The sequence below is a fragment of the Mycolicibacterium lutetiense genome (assembly GCF_017876775.1).
GTDB classification, from domain to species: domain Bacteria; phylum Actinomycetota; class Actinomycetes; order Mycobacteriales; family Mycobacteriaceae; genus Mycobacterium; species Mycobacterium lutetiense.
The window spans coordinates 427,277-444,377 of sequence record NZ_JAGIOP010000002.1 but is presented as its reverse complement, the minus strand read 5'-3'; the positions used below and the strand labels follow the sequence as shown (position 1 = coordinate 444,377).

Here is a 17,101-nt window from a genome sequence, read left to right as displayed (position 1 = left end):
TGGAGATGAGCGGTGCGGTTGTCACTGTCCGGCCAGCTCCGCGATGGCAGCGGCATCAGGCTCGCTGTAAGGCGTGGCGTCGTAGGGCGCAAAAATCGCGGCGCGAAGTGCGACGATCTTTGATGCGGTATCGGAGTCCGGATAGCCTCGGGCACCTTGCAGGAACCTTGCCAGGGCGCGGCCCTTATCGACGCGCTTGAACCATCCGGATTTGTGGGCTGCGGTCGCTACAATTTCGCGGGCAGCTTCGATACCAACGCCGTCAGCGACCCAGGTCTCGGCCGCCAGTGTCGTTGTGCTGGGGGGTAAGCCGCGGGTTTTGAGTTGAGCCAGGTAGTTGTTTGGCGATGCGGACGGGTCATCGGCCAGTTCGATGGCTCGCGCGATCAGGGCAGTGAGTTCGGAAGCAGTCAGCGCGTCGGTAACTGCGCGTTCGATGTGATGGTCGGACCTCCACCGGATGACTGCGACGCCTTCCGCCTCGAGTTCGTCCGCCGCGGCGCGGTCTTTGGGGACGTCGCTGTCGATGAAGACAACGACGTCGTAACCGACCTGGGTCAGCACCCTTGCCCAGTCGATGGTGGCACCACCGCTGCCTTCCACTGCCACAACGCCGATAGCCGCAGACGAGGGCAGACCTGCCGCGGTCACTTCTTCGTCCCACTGGTGGAGTAGTTCGAGAAGGAATCCATATTCGGTCTTGCCCTCGGTGAGCACTACGCGTCGCGCCAGAAATGCTTCGGGCGAGCTTCTGATTAGTCGCTGCAATTCGGTGTGTTCGGCTGCGAACGAGCTCACGGTCAGGGTTCCCGCTGAGCTCATCCGTACGATCCCGAGGTCGTCAACGTTGAGGTGTCGCAGTGCAGTCGGCGAATGAGTGGTGACCAGCGTCAGCGACGCAGATTTCTTGATATTGGCCAGAAGGCTGACGAGGCGGTGAGGTTCGAGGCCGTACTCGACTTCGTCGACGAGGATGACGCCCTTGCCTTCGTTGGCCAACTGTTGTGCCGCTACGCCGGCCAACCGGCGGGTACCTAGTCCATAGTTGCTGAGCGGCACCGCACCCTCGTAGAGAGCGAGGTTGCCTGACGCCGTGGACAGGGATAGGTCAAGGCCGGGCTGCAGGTCTGTGAACTCGCCGCTGCCCAGAATGTGAAGGCGTTGTTGGACGGTGCCGACCAGTTCAGCGAGCTCTACCGGGATGGCGCCCGAGACCGCTTTGCGGGCTGCTCTGTTGGCGTTGAGCAGCAGTTCGTCTGCGCGGTGTGCAGCGTCGGTGAGTCGGCCGAGTGCCGACGCGCGCGACCACCGTAGATGCGTGTTTATCCGCTCATCTACCTTGAAGGCCCCGATGATCTGGCGCGCGGAGGCAGTAACGGCGACGGGAGGGGCTTGCTTGTTCGGGCGATGCGCGGTCCAAACCGGTTCGAGATGCTTGTCGATCGTGAGATCGACAACGAGACATGGGTCGAGCCCATCGTCAGGATCCTCGTAAAGGTCCCCGGCATGATCGATACCGGCGAGCGACATCCCGAGTGTGTCGTGGCGCCGGATTGCCGCCGGAACATCGCTGAGTGCGACCCGAATCATTATTGGCACCTCGACGTCGCCCAGATAGAAGTCGGTATCGCTGATGGCCAGGTTCCAGCGATCGCTGAGCGCCATGTCGATCGCGGTCAAGATGGTCGATTTTGCACTATCGCCGGGGCCGATCAACGCTACGAACCCCGTGCCTGCCGGAATCCGCCACGACATCCGCGCGATTCCGCGAAAGTGCTCGATATCTACCCGGCGTACATCCATTTGCCATCCTCATCTCCCGCCGACACCGCGTGATGCGGCACCGCAGACCAACGCTCGACTATGTCACCGAGGACTGACAGAAGGTTGCATAAACGGCGGCGGGTTACCACCGGTTGCGGTTCTTCGCTGCAGACAGACAGCGACCTGGTGCGGCGATTGACGGCCACGCAGTTGCACGGCGCTCGGCCGTTGCGCACCCAGCGACCGCGCATTCCAACCATTCTGCGGGTCGGGTGCCCTTGCCGTCACATGCGCGTGGAAAGCTGCTCGACTTCTGGCATTGGTTCGTGGGCATCGGGATTGTCGCGCCGCTCGATCAGGGATTGTCTCCACTGGTGGAGCGCCTCGAATGCCCGGTGCGGCAATGGAAATTCGCCGATGGTGGTCATGCAGATCTCGGCGTAGACGTAGGCGACTCTGTGGCGGGGGCCGCTCACGAGCCGTCGGCGATGGCGGGAGTTGGTCAGTTCGGTGGCGAGGGCGACCGCTTCGGGGTAGGTCGCCGCATTGCGTACGACGGTGCTGGCACCGCGCCGGGCGGGATCGAGTTCTAGTTCGCAGCTGCGTTCGGCGACGGAGGGCAGCAGGGTCCAATGGTTCCAGTGCTCCATGATGGTGTAGGCGTCGGCGATCGCCTGGCGGGTCAGCTGGCGCCCGCGCTCGATGATCAGTTGTTGGTGGCGCTGATGGGCGAGGGTGATGTCGTGTTTTGTGGCGCCGGTAAGTGTGATGGCCGGACGGCCGGTGTCGGTTTTGAACAGGGGGCCGTTGAGCCACATGCCGTGTTTGGCGCACAGAACATTGTCGTGGGTGGTCCAGACGCGGGGGAAGTAGTTGCGAATTCCGTGTCGGGAGGCGCATTGGGGGCACGCGGGCCCGGTGTACGCGGCGCGTGGCCGGCCGATGAGTTCGGGATAGGTGATCAGGTCGGCGGGTGTCCGCAATTCCGGGAGCGCGAAGGCGATCCCGCGGTCGCTGATCCGGGCCGCGATTGACAGCCCCCCACGCAGCGATCCGTCCCGGCCGCCCAGCAACGTCAACAGTTTGTATCGGTCGATCCCGTTGGCGTCTCCGAGTCGGCTCAGGTATGCGTCAAGAACTTCGTTGGGCAGAGGCTTGACGCGCCGCGGAAGGCTCCGGGCGGGGGATTGCAGGGCTGCAGTGAGGGATGTCATGGCGCTAGATCGCTTTGGCGACTGTGGGTCTACTGGTGACCGACTCGGCGGCGTGGTCGATGACGGTGTCTTCGAGAGTGGCGCGGGTGATGGCATCTTCGCCGGCAAGGATGGCGGTGATCGCGCTGGCCCGGACCAGGTGACTGAGGCTGCTGATGGAACCACCTGTTCGTTGGTGCAGATACTTGGCATTGCGCAGAAGTGTTCCGGGCCGGTGGTTGTAGAGTCGAAGAGCTGACTCCAGCGTGGCGACAAGGGATTTCCATTCGTCGTCGAAGCCGAACACCCCGGTTTGGATGAGCACTGATCGTCCAGAGATCTGCCGCCCGCGCACGCCGGCGAACAGGTTGGAACGCTCCACGTTGATGCCCGCGTAGACAAAGGTGGCGGGCATGTGTTCGTTGAAATATTTCAGGTGATCGGACATGTCTTCGCCGGCGGCGCTGGCCAGGTTGAGGTTGTGTATCTCGTCGACGATGACCAGTTCAGTTCGGGCGTCGGTGAGTACGCGGCAGACCGCGTCGGCGATGTCGGTGGTGTTGTGGCGGGCGCGGGTCGGCAGGCCCAGAAAGTGCGCGAACTCGGCGGCCAGTTGGCGTGGGGAACCTTTGGGTGGGGTGGTGATGTAGACGACGGGGATGCGGTCTTGGCCCGGATAGCGTCGCCACACGGTTTGCTCGTGGATCTTGCCCAGAAGTTTGATGGTGGTGGTTTTGCCGCTGGCCCAGGGCCCGGAGACGATCATGGAGCGGCGGGCGCCGCCTTCGCGTTGGTTGAGCAGGGTCAGTAGGCGGCCTTGGCGGGTGATGCGCCGGACCACCGAGGTTTCGATGGTCACCAATTCGGAGTGGTAGGCCATTCTTCGGTCGTCGTAGTCGAGTTGGGCGTTGCCACTGAGTTGGTGGTACTTGTCCTGGTCGAGCAGATCGAAGGTGATCGGTTTGGATTTGACGAAGTGCCGCCATCCATCGAGGGTGACTGCGGGTAGTCGGCGTACGTCGCCGCCGTCTGATTGGTCGTCGTCTGACTCTGCGACCGCGCGTTTTCTCACCATGTTTGGGCTTCCTTCTCTGCATCGAACACCGGTAGGGGGATCACATCGGCGACGTCTTCGGGTGGGGCCTCGGCGGCCAACGGTTCGGGCCAGACCTCTTGTGGCCCAGCAGCGATGGTGGGTGGTTGTTGGGCTGCTGCGCGGGTGCGGGCCACGATGCGCCGGTCCTGTTTGGCGGTGCGGCGCCGTGACGGTTTGGGAGGGTCGGTGCTGGCGCGTTGGAGCAGATCGTCGACGGCGGCTTTGATGTTTTCCTGGGAGTCGCCACGTTGGCCTCGTTCGGATTCGAGTTGACGCGCGTAATCCCATATCGCGGCGCCGAACGGTTCGGGCATGGTGTGCAGTTGGGTCCAGTAGGCCTGCAGGTAGCCTTCACCGTGGTGGTTGCGCACCCACACGCGGCTGATGTCGTAGGGGTCGTAGTGCACTCGCCAGCATTTGCCTTTGCCCGTCACGCCGGAGAGTTGACCGCGGATGGGGTTGAGTTCGTCGCTTTGGTAGACGCGGTGGCCGATCTTGATCCCGGATGCGCCGATGACCCGGTACGTGCGGGGCAGCAGTGCAATGTAATCATCACCGCTGAGCGGGGTGGGAACATAGCCGCTGTATCCGAGTATGGCGCTGTACTTTTCGTTGGGGGTGAGCAGACGTTTGGGGTTCAGCGGATCCCGCAAGCCCTCGTGTGGGCGGTTCTGCCAGCACACCACGACCCACTCATCGAGGAGATCTTGCAGTTCGGGGAGCGAGAACACCGCGGCTTTGTCGGCGCCTTTGCCGCGGTGTTCCACCGATGATCCGAGATACCCGGTGACATATTGGGCGAAGAGCGTCTTGACCGAGCCGAAAGCCCGCTCCACGACGGGTTTGTCGGTGGGCTGATCCTTGTGGGCGGGTTGCATGCTGACGCCGAGCGAGCGGCATGCTGAGCGGAACGTGGCCGACAGGTACACCGCACCGTTGTCGTAGACGATGTTCTCCGGGATGATGATCGGCCGGGCCGCAGCATGTTCGAGTCGTTCATCGAGTGACCGCATGACGTGATAGGGCAGGACCGAGTTCGACATTCGCACCGCCTCAACCCATCCGGGGCGCATGGGTTCTGGGGTCATCGACTTGGCCAGCAACAGCGCGGCATCGACTGCTTTGGTGGTGGGCCGCAACACCGCGGCCGCGATGGTGCGGGTGGCTATGTCGCCGAGGATGGTCAGTTCGACGCGCCCAGTCACGGTGTCGTCCAATCGGATGCTGACATCGAAGGGTGTGGTGTCGATCTGCATCCACTCGCCCGGGCGGGTGGCGGTCACTGTACCGTGCACGCCGTCAGGTTGATGGCTTTTGCTCTGGCGGGTTCGTGCCGACCCGGTGGCGTGGCGGGCTTGCGGTAGCCGCCGCAGCAGTCGGTGAAACGTCGCGTGCGACGGAATGGGCAGATTTGGGCCGAACCGTTCAGCTGCGCGCTGATCGACATGCCACTTCAATGCCGTTTGGGTGCGCGTCGACTGAAGCGTGTTCTCGGCGAGCACCTCAAGCAGAATTCCGACGTATCGGTCGTCGACCCGGCCGGTGGTCGAGGTGTGGCGCCGGTGGCGGAGATCGATCAACCCTTCCAGGCCAGTCTTTTCGTAACGGCGCCGCAGCCGTTGAAAGTGTTTCAGGTTCACGGGGGTGCCGTCGGCGCGCAACTCCGCCACTTTGGTGCGTTCACGCTGGCCTAAAGAGGTTGCCGCGACGTTGTACTCGTCGCGGATTCGAGCTGCTACGTCCGAACCGACGGGCCGCCCATCGAGGACCTCGCTGATGTGGTGTTCCCAGTGCAGCGCGCGGTTACGCACGTCGCTGGGCAGCGAGTCGAAGTCATCGGGCGGCAGGGGTCGTCGCCGCAGTGTGGAGGGCATCACACGAAATGACTTGTCGTCGAACAGTTCAGCGATCTTGATCGCGATATGTCGGCCGTCTTCGCGGCGCAGTTTGGCGATCATCCCGTCGGTGGCGATCAGTTCGCACAGGGTGTCGTCGTAGTGGCAGAAGTCGCCAACAGAGATTCGGCCTCGTTCGATGGTCATGTCTGGCCGGTTTCGATCAGTGTGTGGCCGCTCAGCGGTGCGGTGTCGACATCGGCGACAACCTCGTGTGTCCACAGCAGGTGATAGATGGTGGGCAACACGGCGATTGGTTCGCCGACCGCGGCGGCGAGCGAGTCGATGCACAGCGGTCCCTCGGCGAGTCGGCTGTCGATCGTGGCAGCCACGACGTGGTCACGGTTTCGCCCATGGCGGTAGCCGGCGAGCCAGCGCAGATTCGCGGCACGGACAACGGGCTGTTCGGCGGCCCGCAGATAGGACCACCCGGCGCCCTCGCACAGAGCAGCAGCAGCGGCGAATGCCTCATTGTCGCGCTCACTGGCCGATGTTGTTGTGCGCACGTCGACCAGCGAGGCATTCCCGCCCGCAAAGCGCAAGAACACGTCCGGAGTGTGATCGCGCAGCTTTCCCGAGCGTGACCTGAACTGGAACGTGAACGGCCACACCGAGATGGCCACGACCGCCGGATCAAAATCGGCGCTAATGAGGAAATCACGTTTAACCCAGGAGTCAAAGGCCAGATGCGTGCCGGTTGTGGCGCTCCACCATTGCCCGGTGAAGTTCTTCTGCCCCTTGTAGGAGGCGGGTTTGCGGATGGGAGCGCATGTTTCGAACGGCACCGACCCGAGCTCACCTGCACCTGCCCAGGCGACGGGCAGTCCCTCAGCGGGCCGGTATTCGACCTGACCGCTGCGGCGGGTTTTCGCTGTCACTCGTCCGGCGTTGGACACGACACGAAGGTAGAGCGGGCTGACACCGCCCACCGGGAAACGCTGCAACGGAGGCGAATCGGTGACCTGATCGTCACCCCTGCGCGATCATGCGGCGCATCGCTTGCCGCCGCGCGGGACGGTGGTTACGGTGTCGACCCGCACCACGGACTGTAGCAGCGCCTATTGCGCGGCTCAGCGAACCGGTTGCCCGCTGGCAGCATCGAATTCGAAATGGATGGCGAAAGACCGTGGTGCACTTCTACAAATGGGGTAGGCACGTGACGATACGGTGGAACGCACTGGGCGCGATCTGGCGCGACGCGAGCTGTCGATGCTTGCGACCACGCTGGGGTCCTCGACCTTGCTGAAAACGATGCGCTGTTGCGACGCGGCGATCGTCGTCGGAACGCCGCGCAGCGGTGTGTTGCAGGGCAGTCATGAGCGTTTCACTGTGGCGGGTGGTCCCGGAGAACGGCCAATTTCTCGCGGTACTGCGACTCGGTGATTTCCCCGCGCGCGAGCCGGTCAGCCAGGACCTGTTCGGGCGTGGGTACCGCTGCGGTCGAAGACTGCAGCGGTTTGGTGATGAGTCGGATCAACGCCACGATCGCGAGAATCAACAGGGCCCAGAACAGCACCATGCCTATCCCCATCCCGGCATAACCCCACCAACCCATGTCGTGGTCGTTCCAAATCATCACAACGGTCTCCTTGATGCGAATCGTTTTCGAGTGTGACGGAAGCTCTTGTATGGCGAGGCTGGCCGGTCAGGATCACACGATTGCCGTGTCGGGCATAGGATCTCGGGTTCTTCACGGGCGCTCCCCGCGCCAAAGAGCAACCCTGCTTGCGACCGGTCACAAGCGACGGTGTGACCGCCAAAGGATCGACGATCCGGCCAGGCGTGACGGTACACCTGGCCCGGTGCTGCAACTTTCGGCCATCAAGGGCACGCGTGCGCGGGCTGTTTGACGATGCGAGAGCTAGCCGATCCAAGGCAGATGCGGGGGACCGCCCCCTGGCCCGCCTTGGTAGTTGGGGTAGTTGGGGGCCGGTGGCGGCACGTGGATTTGTGCGTGCCCCGGCGAGGTGCATTCGTGCACTCCGGGAGATGGCTGCAAGCATTCTTGCGGAGCCGCCCCTGCAGCAGGAGCGCTAATCGCTGCCGCGGCGCCGAGGGTTGCTGCACTGATCGTCAGCAGATGGTGGAAATGAGTCTTCATGGGAGTTCCCTTTCGTGTCATCCTCCACCTACGGTCGCACCGCCACCGCTGCGGCGACTAGTGCCTAAAGTCCCCAATCTTCTGCAGATTTCGATTCGATAATCCTGAGCTACTACATACTCCCGTATGCCGTCGTGATCGAGTACCCCGAGACGCCGTGGGCAGGCCTTGAATCGGCATGAGACCTGCTGCCTGCAGGGCGGTCTGCGGAGCATGGACGGGCGAATATGTCGGGATCAGCGGTCCGCAGACCGATGGGATGCAATGTATGCGGATAGCTGTGGGCCGGTGTGGAACCGAGTTCCTGGTCGCTGGGCTCGACTTGTCCCCCTCATCGGGTCAGTGGGCTTGCAACGCGGATGGGCGGTTTTGCCCGCCTCCAGCACCGTAGGTCAGCATCCATGACCAGGTGGCCACGGGCGTCGCACGCGGTGGGTCGAGAATGCGCAGTCGACTGAGCCCCCGGGCGAGAGCCGAGGTGTACCCGGGTTTGGAGCGGGGCGGGTTCGAGATGGCCGAGATGCTTCGATTTTCGAGGCGGTCAGCTGAATTGTTCGATGAGGGCGCGGCATGCCTGTTCGCACCTTCGGCATTCGTCGGCGCAGAATTTGCAGTGTTGGTGATGCGATGAGTGGCGTTGGCATTCATCGGCGCAGACTCGGCATGCGGTTGCGCAGACTGCGATTAGAGCTGGGGCGAGTTCGGGGTCGAATCCTGTTTGTCGGGCGTTGATGGTTGCAGTAGCGGTGCAGATGTCGGCGCAGTTGAGGTTGGCTGCGATGCAGGCGGTGAGTGTGTCGATAGCTGGCTCGCTGAGGCACGCGTCGGCGCATTGAGTGCACGCTTGAGAGCAGTCCAGGCAGGCGTCGAGGCAGGCGGCCAAGACTGTCCGGAAGTCTTCAGCGATCGTGCGGGGGTGAGTTTCGAGGATGGTGGCTGAGGTGCTCATTGGGTGACCTTCCTTCTACTATCGGAATCCGCAGTTCCGATGGCCTACCCCGAGCGCGGCGCCAACAAACCCACGTCCGCAATCTTATTGGGCATCATGTGGACGGCCCAGCGACCTCAGACGGTGGCGTGCAAGGTTGTTGTGCTGCGTGCCCGCATGGGTAGTCGACTGTCGAGGACAGTCCAATTATGTTGGTGCACACCGTGATGATCGCGGCCGTGTCAAGCGTCAGCCGGCGCCGGGACGCATGTGGCACGGAGGATGTTGTGGGGAGTCCCGCTCAGGCTGCCGTGTGGGTCGATGGGCAGCCGATCTCGCCTAGATCTGCCAATCTTGCGCTCCATCGGGTTGGTTGTAGATGCCAACGGAGTTTTTGACGACCACGGGGTCGCCACTGCCGAAGTTGTCGAAGAACCATTGCGCGTTGGTAGGGCTGAGGTTGAGACAGCCATGGCTGACATTGCGTTTTCCTTGGTCGGCTACCGACCAGGGCGCGCTGTGCACGAAGATGCCGCTGTTGTCGATGCGGACGGCGTTTTGGACCTTGAGTTTGTAGCCTTCAGCCGAGTTCACCGGAACCCCGTAGGTCGAGGAGTCCATGATGATGTCGGGGAATTTCTCCAGCACGTAGTAGGTGCCGTTCGGTGTCGCGTAACCCGGTTTCCCCAGTGATACCGGGAACGTCTTCTCCAGTTTGCCGTTACGGACTACTTGCATTTGGTGGGTCTTGTCGTCGATCGTGGCGACCAGTGCGTCACCGACGCGGAAGCTGGATGTGGTGCCGGCGGCATCGACATTGACGACTGTGCCGGTGGGCCAGAAATCGATTGGCCGCCATCGGACTTGGGTGTCACTCATCCAGTAGAACTTGCCGGGGACGGGTGGATTGGAGGAGATGCGGATTGCGTCTTGCGCCATCTGTCGATCGGCGATCGGGCGTTGAAAGTTGATGTAGATCGGCTTTGCGACACCGACTGTCGAACCATTGACCGGATTGAACGATGGCGGAAGGAACGGAGGTTGGCCCGTGAACGGGAGCGGGTTCTGTCCGGCAGCAGTGTCGGAGCTCAACGGTTGTGTGAACGGCGTTGGTAGCGGGCCGGGCTCAGCCGTCCCAGCGACAGGTCCGGCTGTTGGCGGTGGCGCCGGGTCTGGAGTGGGCGCCGACTCGAAGGGCGTGGGCGGTGGTGGACTTTGCGGGTCCGCCATCGCGACAGGGCCAGTCAGCAGCGATGCCGAGACCCCTAGGGCTGCCAGGATCGGGGCGGACCGGCGATGTGCGCTCTGGTAGTACATGGTGCCTCCTCAGCGCAGGGTGTAGACGAAATGGCCGTGCGAACGGGCTGCGCAGCGCATGCACGACAGTCTACTAGGTACGTACGGATATAGTAGATTTCTGTTTTGATGGTGAAGGGGTCGCTGGCTTCGTTACTTTCCCATCGTGATCGCGTTAGCCTCTAGCGTGCCCGCTGGGGATGTAGCTGCCTTAGTCCTTCGATGAAGATTTCATAAAGCGAAAGGGAGCAAACCCATTTCGTCTCCTGCTGACCATACCCAAAGTGTTCTAGGACCGTGCCTGGTGCGGTCTACTGCTCAGCAGGCACTTCTTCCCGTGGCAACCGTGTGTGAGAAGTCGAGTCGGGTGCAGCCGATGCAAGCGGTGCTGTACAAGTTGACTGCACATCCACGAGTCTTGGAGCCAGCGCAGCGACGGCGTAGAGCGGCCGCGTCGCCGAGGATCGATGGGCTCGCGCATCGATCGTATGTACCCGACCGCGTGATGGATATCCGAGGTGCCGCGGGGTGATGTTCACCGGCGCCTCCAGGATCCCCACCCTGTGAGTTACGCACGCCGACCTCGCCGTGGCGACGTGGTCGACTCATCGCGCGTCGGACACCGCGGGAGGCCTACCACGAGATGTCGGCACATGCTACTTATGTACCGACTCCGTGTATTGCGGCGCGGCGCCGAGCGGGTTTCTTTACCGACTCTTTATCGAAAGCCGAACTGGTCACAAGATTCGGCGGTCACCCTGGAGAGGAGCTGAGACAGCGGCGGCCAAACAACGGCGACGCTGGGCGGTAAGGCATCGTGCCTATGTGGTCTGGGGCGACGAAAGGACACGAAATGCGTGCAGAGCGTATGGCTGCTGTAGCTGCCGGGGTGATGGGCATCGCGCTGACGGTGAGCGGCTGCAGCGGTAGCGATGATGCCGCTCATGACAGTTCGGTGATGGCATCGCTGACGCCATCACCACTCACCACGCCCGCGAGCAGCGCCCCGACACAGGCCCACAATGGCGCCGACGTGGCGTTTGCACAGGGCATGGTCCCCCATCACCGGCAGGCAGTCGAAATGGCGGACATGATCCTGGCCAAGCAGGGCGTCGATCCGCGCGTGGTGTCGCTGGCCAACGCCATCAAAGCTGCTCAGGACCCCGAGATCGATCAGATGTCGCAATGGCTGACCGAGTGGGACGTCCCGGCGATGCCATCGGCGACCGGGATGCCAACCATGCCCGGCCACGGTATGGCGACCATGGGGGAGGGCATGATGACCGAGCAAGATATGACCGCTCTGCGCGCCGCCCAGGGGGTGGAGGCCTCAAAGTTGTTTCTCACTCAAATGATTGAGCATCACAACGGCGCGATCACGATGGCCCAGCAGGAGATCGACGGTGGCCAGTTTCCTGCGGCAGTGACTCTGGCGCGTTCGATCGTCACCGCCCAGCATGAGGAGATCGCCACCATGCAGGAGATTCTCAAGTCACTGTAGCTGCGAGAGCGCTAGGCTCCGGCGCACATCGAGACCCGCACCGCATGGCTCCGCTGAGGACAACATCGAGTTTCTGAATAGACAACTTCTGTGGCTCAGCCACCAGTGGCGACAGGAGAACGCTCACCGGTTTACGGTGCGGCGTCGCGGTTTCATGGAATTGTGGTGCCCCCATCCGAGATTCGACAGTGCCTTCGAGTTATGCGATTTGACGTTGATTCGCGGCAGGTTGGGATTAATTTCACGCAGCGGCAATATTCGGTGACGGCCGCCAACAGGGACTATATGGGAACGGCATGAATGTAGTGACGGCATTACTTGGATTTCGGAACATATAGCTATGACAACTGTGTCAACAGCACATGATCAATTCCGGGGGGCCGTGGGTGACGGCCCGGTCAGCGGTCTGGATGGCGGCGATGCAACGCCGATCAAGATTTTGCTGGTGGACGATGAGCCGGCGTTGACCAACTTGGTGAAGATGGCCCTGCACTACGAAGGGTGGCAGGTCGGTGTTGCTCACACCGGCCGGGAAGCGGTGCAGAAGTTCACCGAGATGCGCCCCGATGCGCTCGTCCTGGACATTCAGCTTCCTGATGCGGATGGGCTGGAAATTCTCAGGCAGGTGCGCGGCGGTGACCAGTACACGCCGACCCTCTTGCTGACGGCCCGCGATTCGGTGATCGACCGGGTGACTGGTCTGACGGCCGGTGCCGATGATTACATGGCCAAGCCGTTCAGTCTTGAAGAGCTCGTTGCCAGGTTGCGCGGTCTGCTGCGCCGATCGAGTGTGCTGCCTGCACCCGACAACGAGGTGCTGAGGGTGGGCGGGCTCGTGTTGTACGGGGCCTCACGTGAGGTGACCCGCGATGACGACCCGATCACGCTGACCGGTACCGAGTTTGAGTTGTTGCGGTACTTGATGCGCAATCCGCGGCGGATTTTGAGCCGCGCCGAGATTCTCGACCGGGTCTGGAACTATCGTTTTGCGGGTCGTACCAGCATTGTTGACCTCTACATCTCGTATCTGCGCAAGAAGGTCGATGCCGGGCGAGCACCGATGATTCACACCGCTCGCGGTGTCGGGTACATGCTGCGGCCGGCCGATGGCACGTAGTAGTCGCGTGCGGGGGTGGCCGCCGCGCTCGCTGCTGAGCCGATTGGCCTTCGGTGTGTGCGCTGTCGTGACGGTGGTGTTGGTGGCTGTCGGGGCGGTATCGATTCTGACATTGCGCAGCTATGTGACCAACGTCAGTGACTACCAAGTTGGGCAATCACTGTCCGCGTTCGAGTACGCGTTACAGGATCATGCTGACGGCCCTGCGCTGGCCGAAGAACTTACCCACTTCACCGGACAAGGTATCGACAACGTCATTGCGGTGCTGCACGGCAACGAAGTGGTCGAATCGGCCGTGTTTTACGAACGCGATGCGCGACCGGCGCCGGCGGACGTGATGGGGGTAATCGAGAACCACGTCTGGCGCAACGGGCCGGCTTTCACTATCGATTTGGGCAGTTTAGGTCCGTACCGGGTGCGCAGCCGGACGATCGAGGGCGGTGAGCGCCTGGTTTCGGCAGTGTCGTTGGCTCCTGCCTATCGTGCTCTCAAAGAGAAAACGTTGTGGACTCTGACACTGATCGTGACGGCGCTTGCTGCGACGTCGCTGGGCACGGTCGCGGTTGTGCGGTCATCGCTGAGGCCCTTGCGGCGGGTCGCCGCCACCGCCGCCCATGTCGCCAACCTGCCCCTGGCCGACGACGACCACCGGATCACGATGCGTGTCCGCGCCGTCGACACGGATCCCACCACTGAGGTGGGCATCGTCGGCGACACGCTGAATCGATTGCTGGACAACGTTGACAATGCTCTGGCCGCCCGCGGGGAGTCCGATCGGCGCACCCGGCGGTTTCTTAGCGACGCCAGTCATGAGCTGCGCACACCCCTGACGGCGATCCAAGGTTATGCGGAGTTGACCCGGCAAGACAGTGCGGAGCTGCCGGTAGTCACCGAATACGCGCTGGCCCGTATTGAAGCCGAATCGCACCGGATGACCCGACTGGTCAACGATCTGCTGCTCATCTCCCGACTCGACGAGGGACAAGACCTTGACTATGGCGAACTGGATCTGTCTGAACTGGTCGTCGATGCGGTCAACGACGCCGCTGTCGTGGGCACCGAGCACACGTGGCAGACCGTACTACCCCAAACGACGGTGTGTGTCCTCGGGGACCGCGCCCGTCTGCATCAGCTCATCAGCAACCTGCTCACCAATGCCCGGGTCCACACCCCACCTGGAACAATCGTCACGACCACACTGGCTGTGCCGGGCGCAGGTGTGGGCTGGGTCGAGCTGATCGTTGCCAACGACGGCCCCGGCATCGACCCTGGATTGCTGCCGAACCTGTTCGACCGGTTTGTCAAAGCACAGAATCCGGGTGACCCAGAAACAGGTACTGGTTTGGGATTGGCGATCGTAGCGTCGATCGTCGAAGCGCACCATGGCACGGTGCGTGTCGAATCCGCGCCGGGGCAGACCTCGTTTATCGTGCGGCTGCCGCTACGAGATGACATTTCCAGTACGTGACGGCAGCGCACCCAAAATGTGAAAATTCACGGTACCAGCTGAAAATGTCCTGGACGTTCGATATGCGCAATATTTTGGGTTCGATATGAGTTCTGAATAGCGCGCCGTTTTCGCATTTAGGCTGAGCGGTAGACGAATCTTCTATTGAAAGGAAGGGTCGATGTCTTTCACATTACGCTCAGCATTAGCGGCTCTTCCGACTTAGCAGGGGCGGAGCCTGGTTCTGGATGGCGCTCGCCGTGATTGGCGGGTGCAGGCCCACCGTACGCGGCGGCGTTGGTTGTCCGGTGTTCTGAATCCGAACGCGATTCGGCCGACGTGTTTGACGATTCTGTTGTAGCCCTCGCTGCGGGCGTTGGACAGCCCGGTGGTGATGGCCAGGATCATCGGTTCCTGCCACGCGGAGATGGTTTCGGCGAGCTTGACGATCTCGGGTACCGAGCACGCCGCGCAGAACGTGTAGAACCGGTACAGCGCGTCGCCGATCTCGTAGCGCAGACCGCCACGGTCGGTGCAGGCCAGCACATCTCGCAGCAGTTCCTTGGCGATCCAGGCCGCCGCGATGTCCCCGTTGGGGTCTGCGCAGGTCAGTTTCTCGAACAGCGTGTGGCGTTGATCGTCGGTCAGCCGTTCGGCGGCGCGCAGCAGCCGGCGGCGGTTGATCCACTCCGGATCGCTCTTGTGCCCGCGGCGTCCGCGGTAGGTCTGGGTGACGCGGCGGCGAACCCGATCGACCATCTCGTTGGCCTTCTTCACGAGATGAAAGCGATCCACGATCAGCTTCGCGTGCGGCAACGCCTCGCGGGCGGCCTTGGCGTAGGCCCCCGACATGTCGATCGCGACGAACTCGATCCCGTCCCTCCACGCCTGCTCGCGCTGGGTCAGCCAGTCGGTCACCGGCCGCGCGGCACGCCCGTTGACCTGGACCAGCAACCCGCCGGCGCCGGTGATGTCGACCAGGCCGCTGTCCCAGCGGTCCACCCACGCCCGGGCCCCGGTCTCCGGGCAGGTCTCCCACTTGGCCTTCCCGCGGCGGGTCTCATCGATGCCCAGCACCCGCACCGGGGGCGGTTCACCGGCCAGGACCGGATCCGCGGTGGCGATCACCGCGTCATGGCAGGTGTTCCAGCTACAGCCATACGCGGCGGCGACGGCCTTGACCGAGCGGTCGTCGTCGAGGACCGCCAGGGCCATCTCCGCCTTGGCTCGCACCGTCACCCGAGCCCGCGGCGGGATCGACGGCGTCGACTCAGTGAATGACCTGCGTTCGCAGGAGGTGTTGGTGCACAACCATTTCCGCTTTCGCCACATGATCAGCGGCCGGTCCGCACCGATCTTGATGTCCCGGGGCCGAGTCGTGACCCAACCCCTCGACCGCGACGATCTGGTTCGGCAGTCCGGGCAGATCCCGACCCACTCGAGCGCTGTGCCCACCTCAACGATGCGGACATCGCCGTCATCGACTTGCACGGACTCCACGGTGATGCCGTCGAGTCCAAGCAGCAGGGAACCACTATTGTCAGACATGCTCGCGCCTTTGCTCTGGATGCGTAGAGAACACCCAGTTGACAAGGGCGCGAGCCCTCAATCAGTCACCGACACGAACCCAATCGGTCACACCAGACCCCCATCAAGTCGGAAGAGCCAGCAAACGAGCTTGCGAAGTTCGCTGAGAGGGTGGACACAGTGGACAGGGTGGACATGGCTGTGAAAATTCGGTCGGACACGAAAACCAAACGACCAGGTCATATAGATAGATTTCATATCGCGTAGAGGGGCCGGAGCGCGTTTTTCGCAGACCGCGTCCACCCAGTCCACCCCGTCCACCCCTGTTCGCCGAGGCCAGCTAACCGCACACCGCGATACCCCACGCGGGCCGTGTCGCTTGCCAGGGTGATGGGACCACCTGATTGCCAGGGGGATGGGACCACCGTGGCGCGTTATCGAGGATGCTCGTCGGGTTCTTCTGGGTCAAGCTGGCCGGGTCGAGTGCGTTGGCGGTAGGACGGTCCTTCGATGACCAGGGTGTGGGCCGCAGCGGTGAGTCGGTCGATGGCTGATTGGGCGAGCAGGGTGTCGGCGGTCATGGTCAACCATTCGGCGGGTTCCCGGTTTGATGTCACGATGGTGGTCTTGTTCTGGTGGCGTTCGACGACGATTTCGTAGAAGTCGCTGGTTTCGGTGGCGTCGAGGGAGCGCAGCGCGAAGTCGTCGATGATCAGGACGTCGACGGCCGCCAGCCGGCGGATCTCGGCGTCGACGGTGTGGTCGAGTCGGGCGGCGCGTAGCCGGGTGAACAGTTTGTCGGATCGGGCGAACAGGACGCTGTGGCGGCGCCGAATGGCTATGTGTCCCAGGGCTGTTGCCAGATGTGTTTTGCCTACGCCGACGGGCCCGAGGATGATTGCGGACTGTCCGGCGTCGAGAAATCGTAGCGAGGTCAGGTCGCCGAGCAGGGTGCGGTCGTAGCGCAGGTCCTGTTGTGCGGTCCAAGAGTCGAAGCGCATGCTCGGGTCGAGTCCGGCTTTGGCCGCCCGCAGGGCGGCTGAACGGGATTCGCGTCGGGATACCTCGTCGGCGAGCAGTGTTTCCAGGAATCCGATGTGGCTGAGTTTGTGCTGGCGGGCAAGTGCGGCCCGTTCGGGCAGGGTGTCGGCCAGGGCACCGAGTTTGAGTGCTTTGAGCAGTCGGAGCAGGTCAGCGCCCACCGGGTCTGCGGCCACGCGGTTGGTGGTAGTCATA

Annotated in this window: 11 protein-coding genes and 1 pseudogene; 3 read left to right on the top strand and 9 right to left on the bottom strand. The window is 62.8% G+C overall.

The window, feature by feature from the left end:
* Positions 1–21: 21 nt before the first annotated feature.
* The 7 genes from JOF57_RS11375 to JOF57_RS11345 form a co-directional block, all read right to left on the bottom strand.
* Positions 22–1,803, bottom strand: coding sequence for an ATP-dependent nuclease (locus JOF57_RS11375; RefSeq protein WP_209916510.1), 1,782 nt, complete (start codon positions 1,801–1,803; stop codon positions 22–24).
* A gap of 245 nt (positions 1,804–2,048) precedes the next feature.
* Positions 2,049–2,978 (bottom strand): TniQ family protein, encoded by a 930-nt coding sequence (locus JOF57_RS11370; RefSeq protein ID WP_209916509.1) that lies wholly within the window; start codon positions 2,976–2,978, stop codon positions 2,049–2,051.
* Between the two features lie 4 nt (positions 2,979–2,982).
* On the bottom strand, positions 2,983–4,032 hold the full coding sequence (locus tag JOF57_RS11365) for an ATP-binding protein (RefSeq protein WP_209916508.1): 1,050 nt from the start codon (positions 4,030–4,032) through the stop codon (positions 2,983–2,985).
* Positions 4,026–6,095, bottom strand: coding sequence for a TnsB C-terminal domain-containing protein (locus JOF57_RS11360; RefSeq protein WP_234938104.1), 2,070 nt, complete (start codon positions 6,093–6,095; stop codon positions 4,026–4,028). The genes JOF57_RS11365 and JOF57_RS11360 overlap by 7 nt, the downstream gene beginning before the upstream one ends.
* The gene (locus JOF57_RS11355) at positions 6,092–6,877 is read right to left on the bottom strand and encodes a TnsA-like heteromeric transposase endonuclease subunit (RefSeq protein ID WP_209916507.1); all 786 of its coding nucleotides are present in this window, start codon (positions 6,875–6,877) and stop codon (positions 6,092–6,094) included. The genes JOF57_RS11360 and JOF57_RS11355 overlap by 4 nt, the downstream gene beginning before the upstream one ends.
* A gap of 395 nt (positions 6,878–7,272) precedes the next feature.
* Positions 7,273–7,527, bottom strand: a complete 255-nt coding sequence (locus tag JOF57_RS11350) for an SHOCT domain-containing protein (protein WP_407666563.1) — start codon at positions 7,525–7,527, stop codon at positions 7,273–7,275.
* A gap of 1,789 nt (positions 7,528–9,316) precedes the next feature.
* Complete coding sequence (locus JOF57_RS11345) at positions 9,317–10,294, bottom strand: L,D-transpeptidase (protein WP_209916506.1); 978 nt, start codon at positions 10,292–10,294, stop codon at positions 9,317–9,319.
* 832 nt (positions 10,295–11,126) lie between these two features.
* Here JOF57_RS11345 and JOF57_RS11340 point away from each other — a divergent pair.
* The 3 genes from JOF57_RS11340 to JOF57_RS11330 all read left to right on the top strand — a co-directional run bounded on the left by JOF57_RS11340 (position 11,127) and on the right by JOF57_RS11330 (position 14,359).
* Positions 11,127–11,774: a DUF305 domain-containing protein gene (locus JOF57_RS11340; protein ID WP_209916504.1), complete on the top strand. Its 648-nt coding sequence runs from the start codon at positions 11,127–11,129 to the stop codon at positions 11,772–11,774.
* A gap of 340 nt (positions 11,775–12,114) precedes the next feature.
* Positions 12,115–12,891 (top strand): response regulator transcription factor, encoded by a 777-nt coding sequence (locus tag JOF57_RS11335; protein WP_209916502.1) that lies wholly within the window; start codon positions 12,115–12,117, stop codon positions 12,889–12,891.
* The gene (locus tag JOF57_RS11330; RefSeq protein WP_209916500.1) at positions 12,881–14,359 is read left to right on the top strand and encodes a sensor histidine kinase; all 1,479 of its coding nucleotides are present in this window, start codon (positions 12,881–12,883) and stop codon (positions 14,357–14,359) included. Before JOF57_RS11335 ends, JOF57_RS11330 begins: the two co-directional genes overlap by 11 nt.
* Positions 14,360–14,560: 201 nt before the next feature.
* Here JOF57_RS11330 and JOF57_RS11325 read toward each other — a convergent pair.
* Both JOF57_RS11325 and istB read right to left on the bottom strand, forming a co-directional pair.
* Positions 14,561–15,947: pseudogene (locus JOF57_RS11325) on the bottom strand (ISL3 family transposase).
* Positions 15,948–16,299: 352 nt separating this feature from the next.
* Positions 16,300–17,100, bottom strand: coding sequence for an IS21-like element helper ATPase IstB (gene istB / locus JOF57_RS11320; protein ID WP_209915583.1), 801 nt, complete (start codon positions 17,098–17,100; stop codon positions 16,300–16,302).
* Position 17,101: the final 1 nt, after the last annotated feature.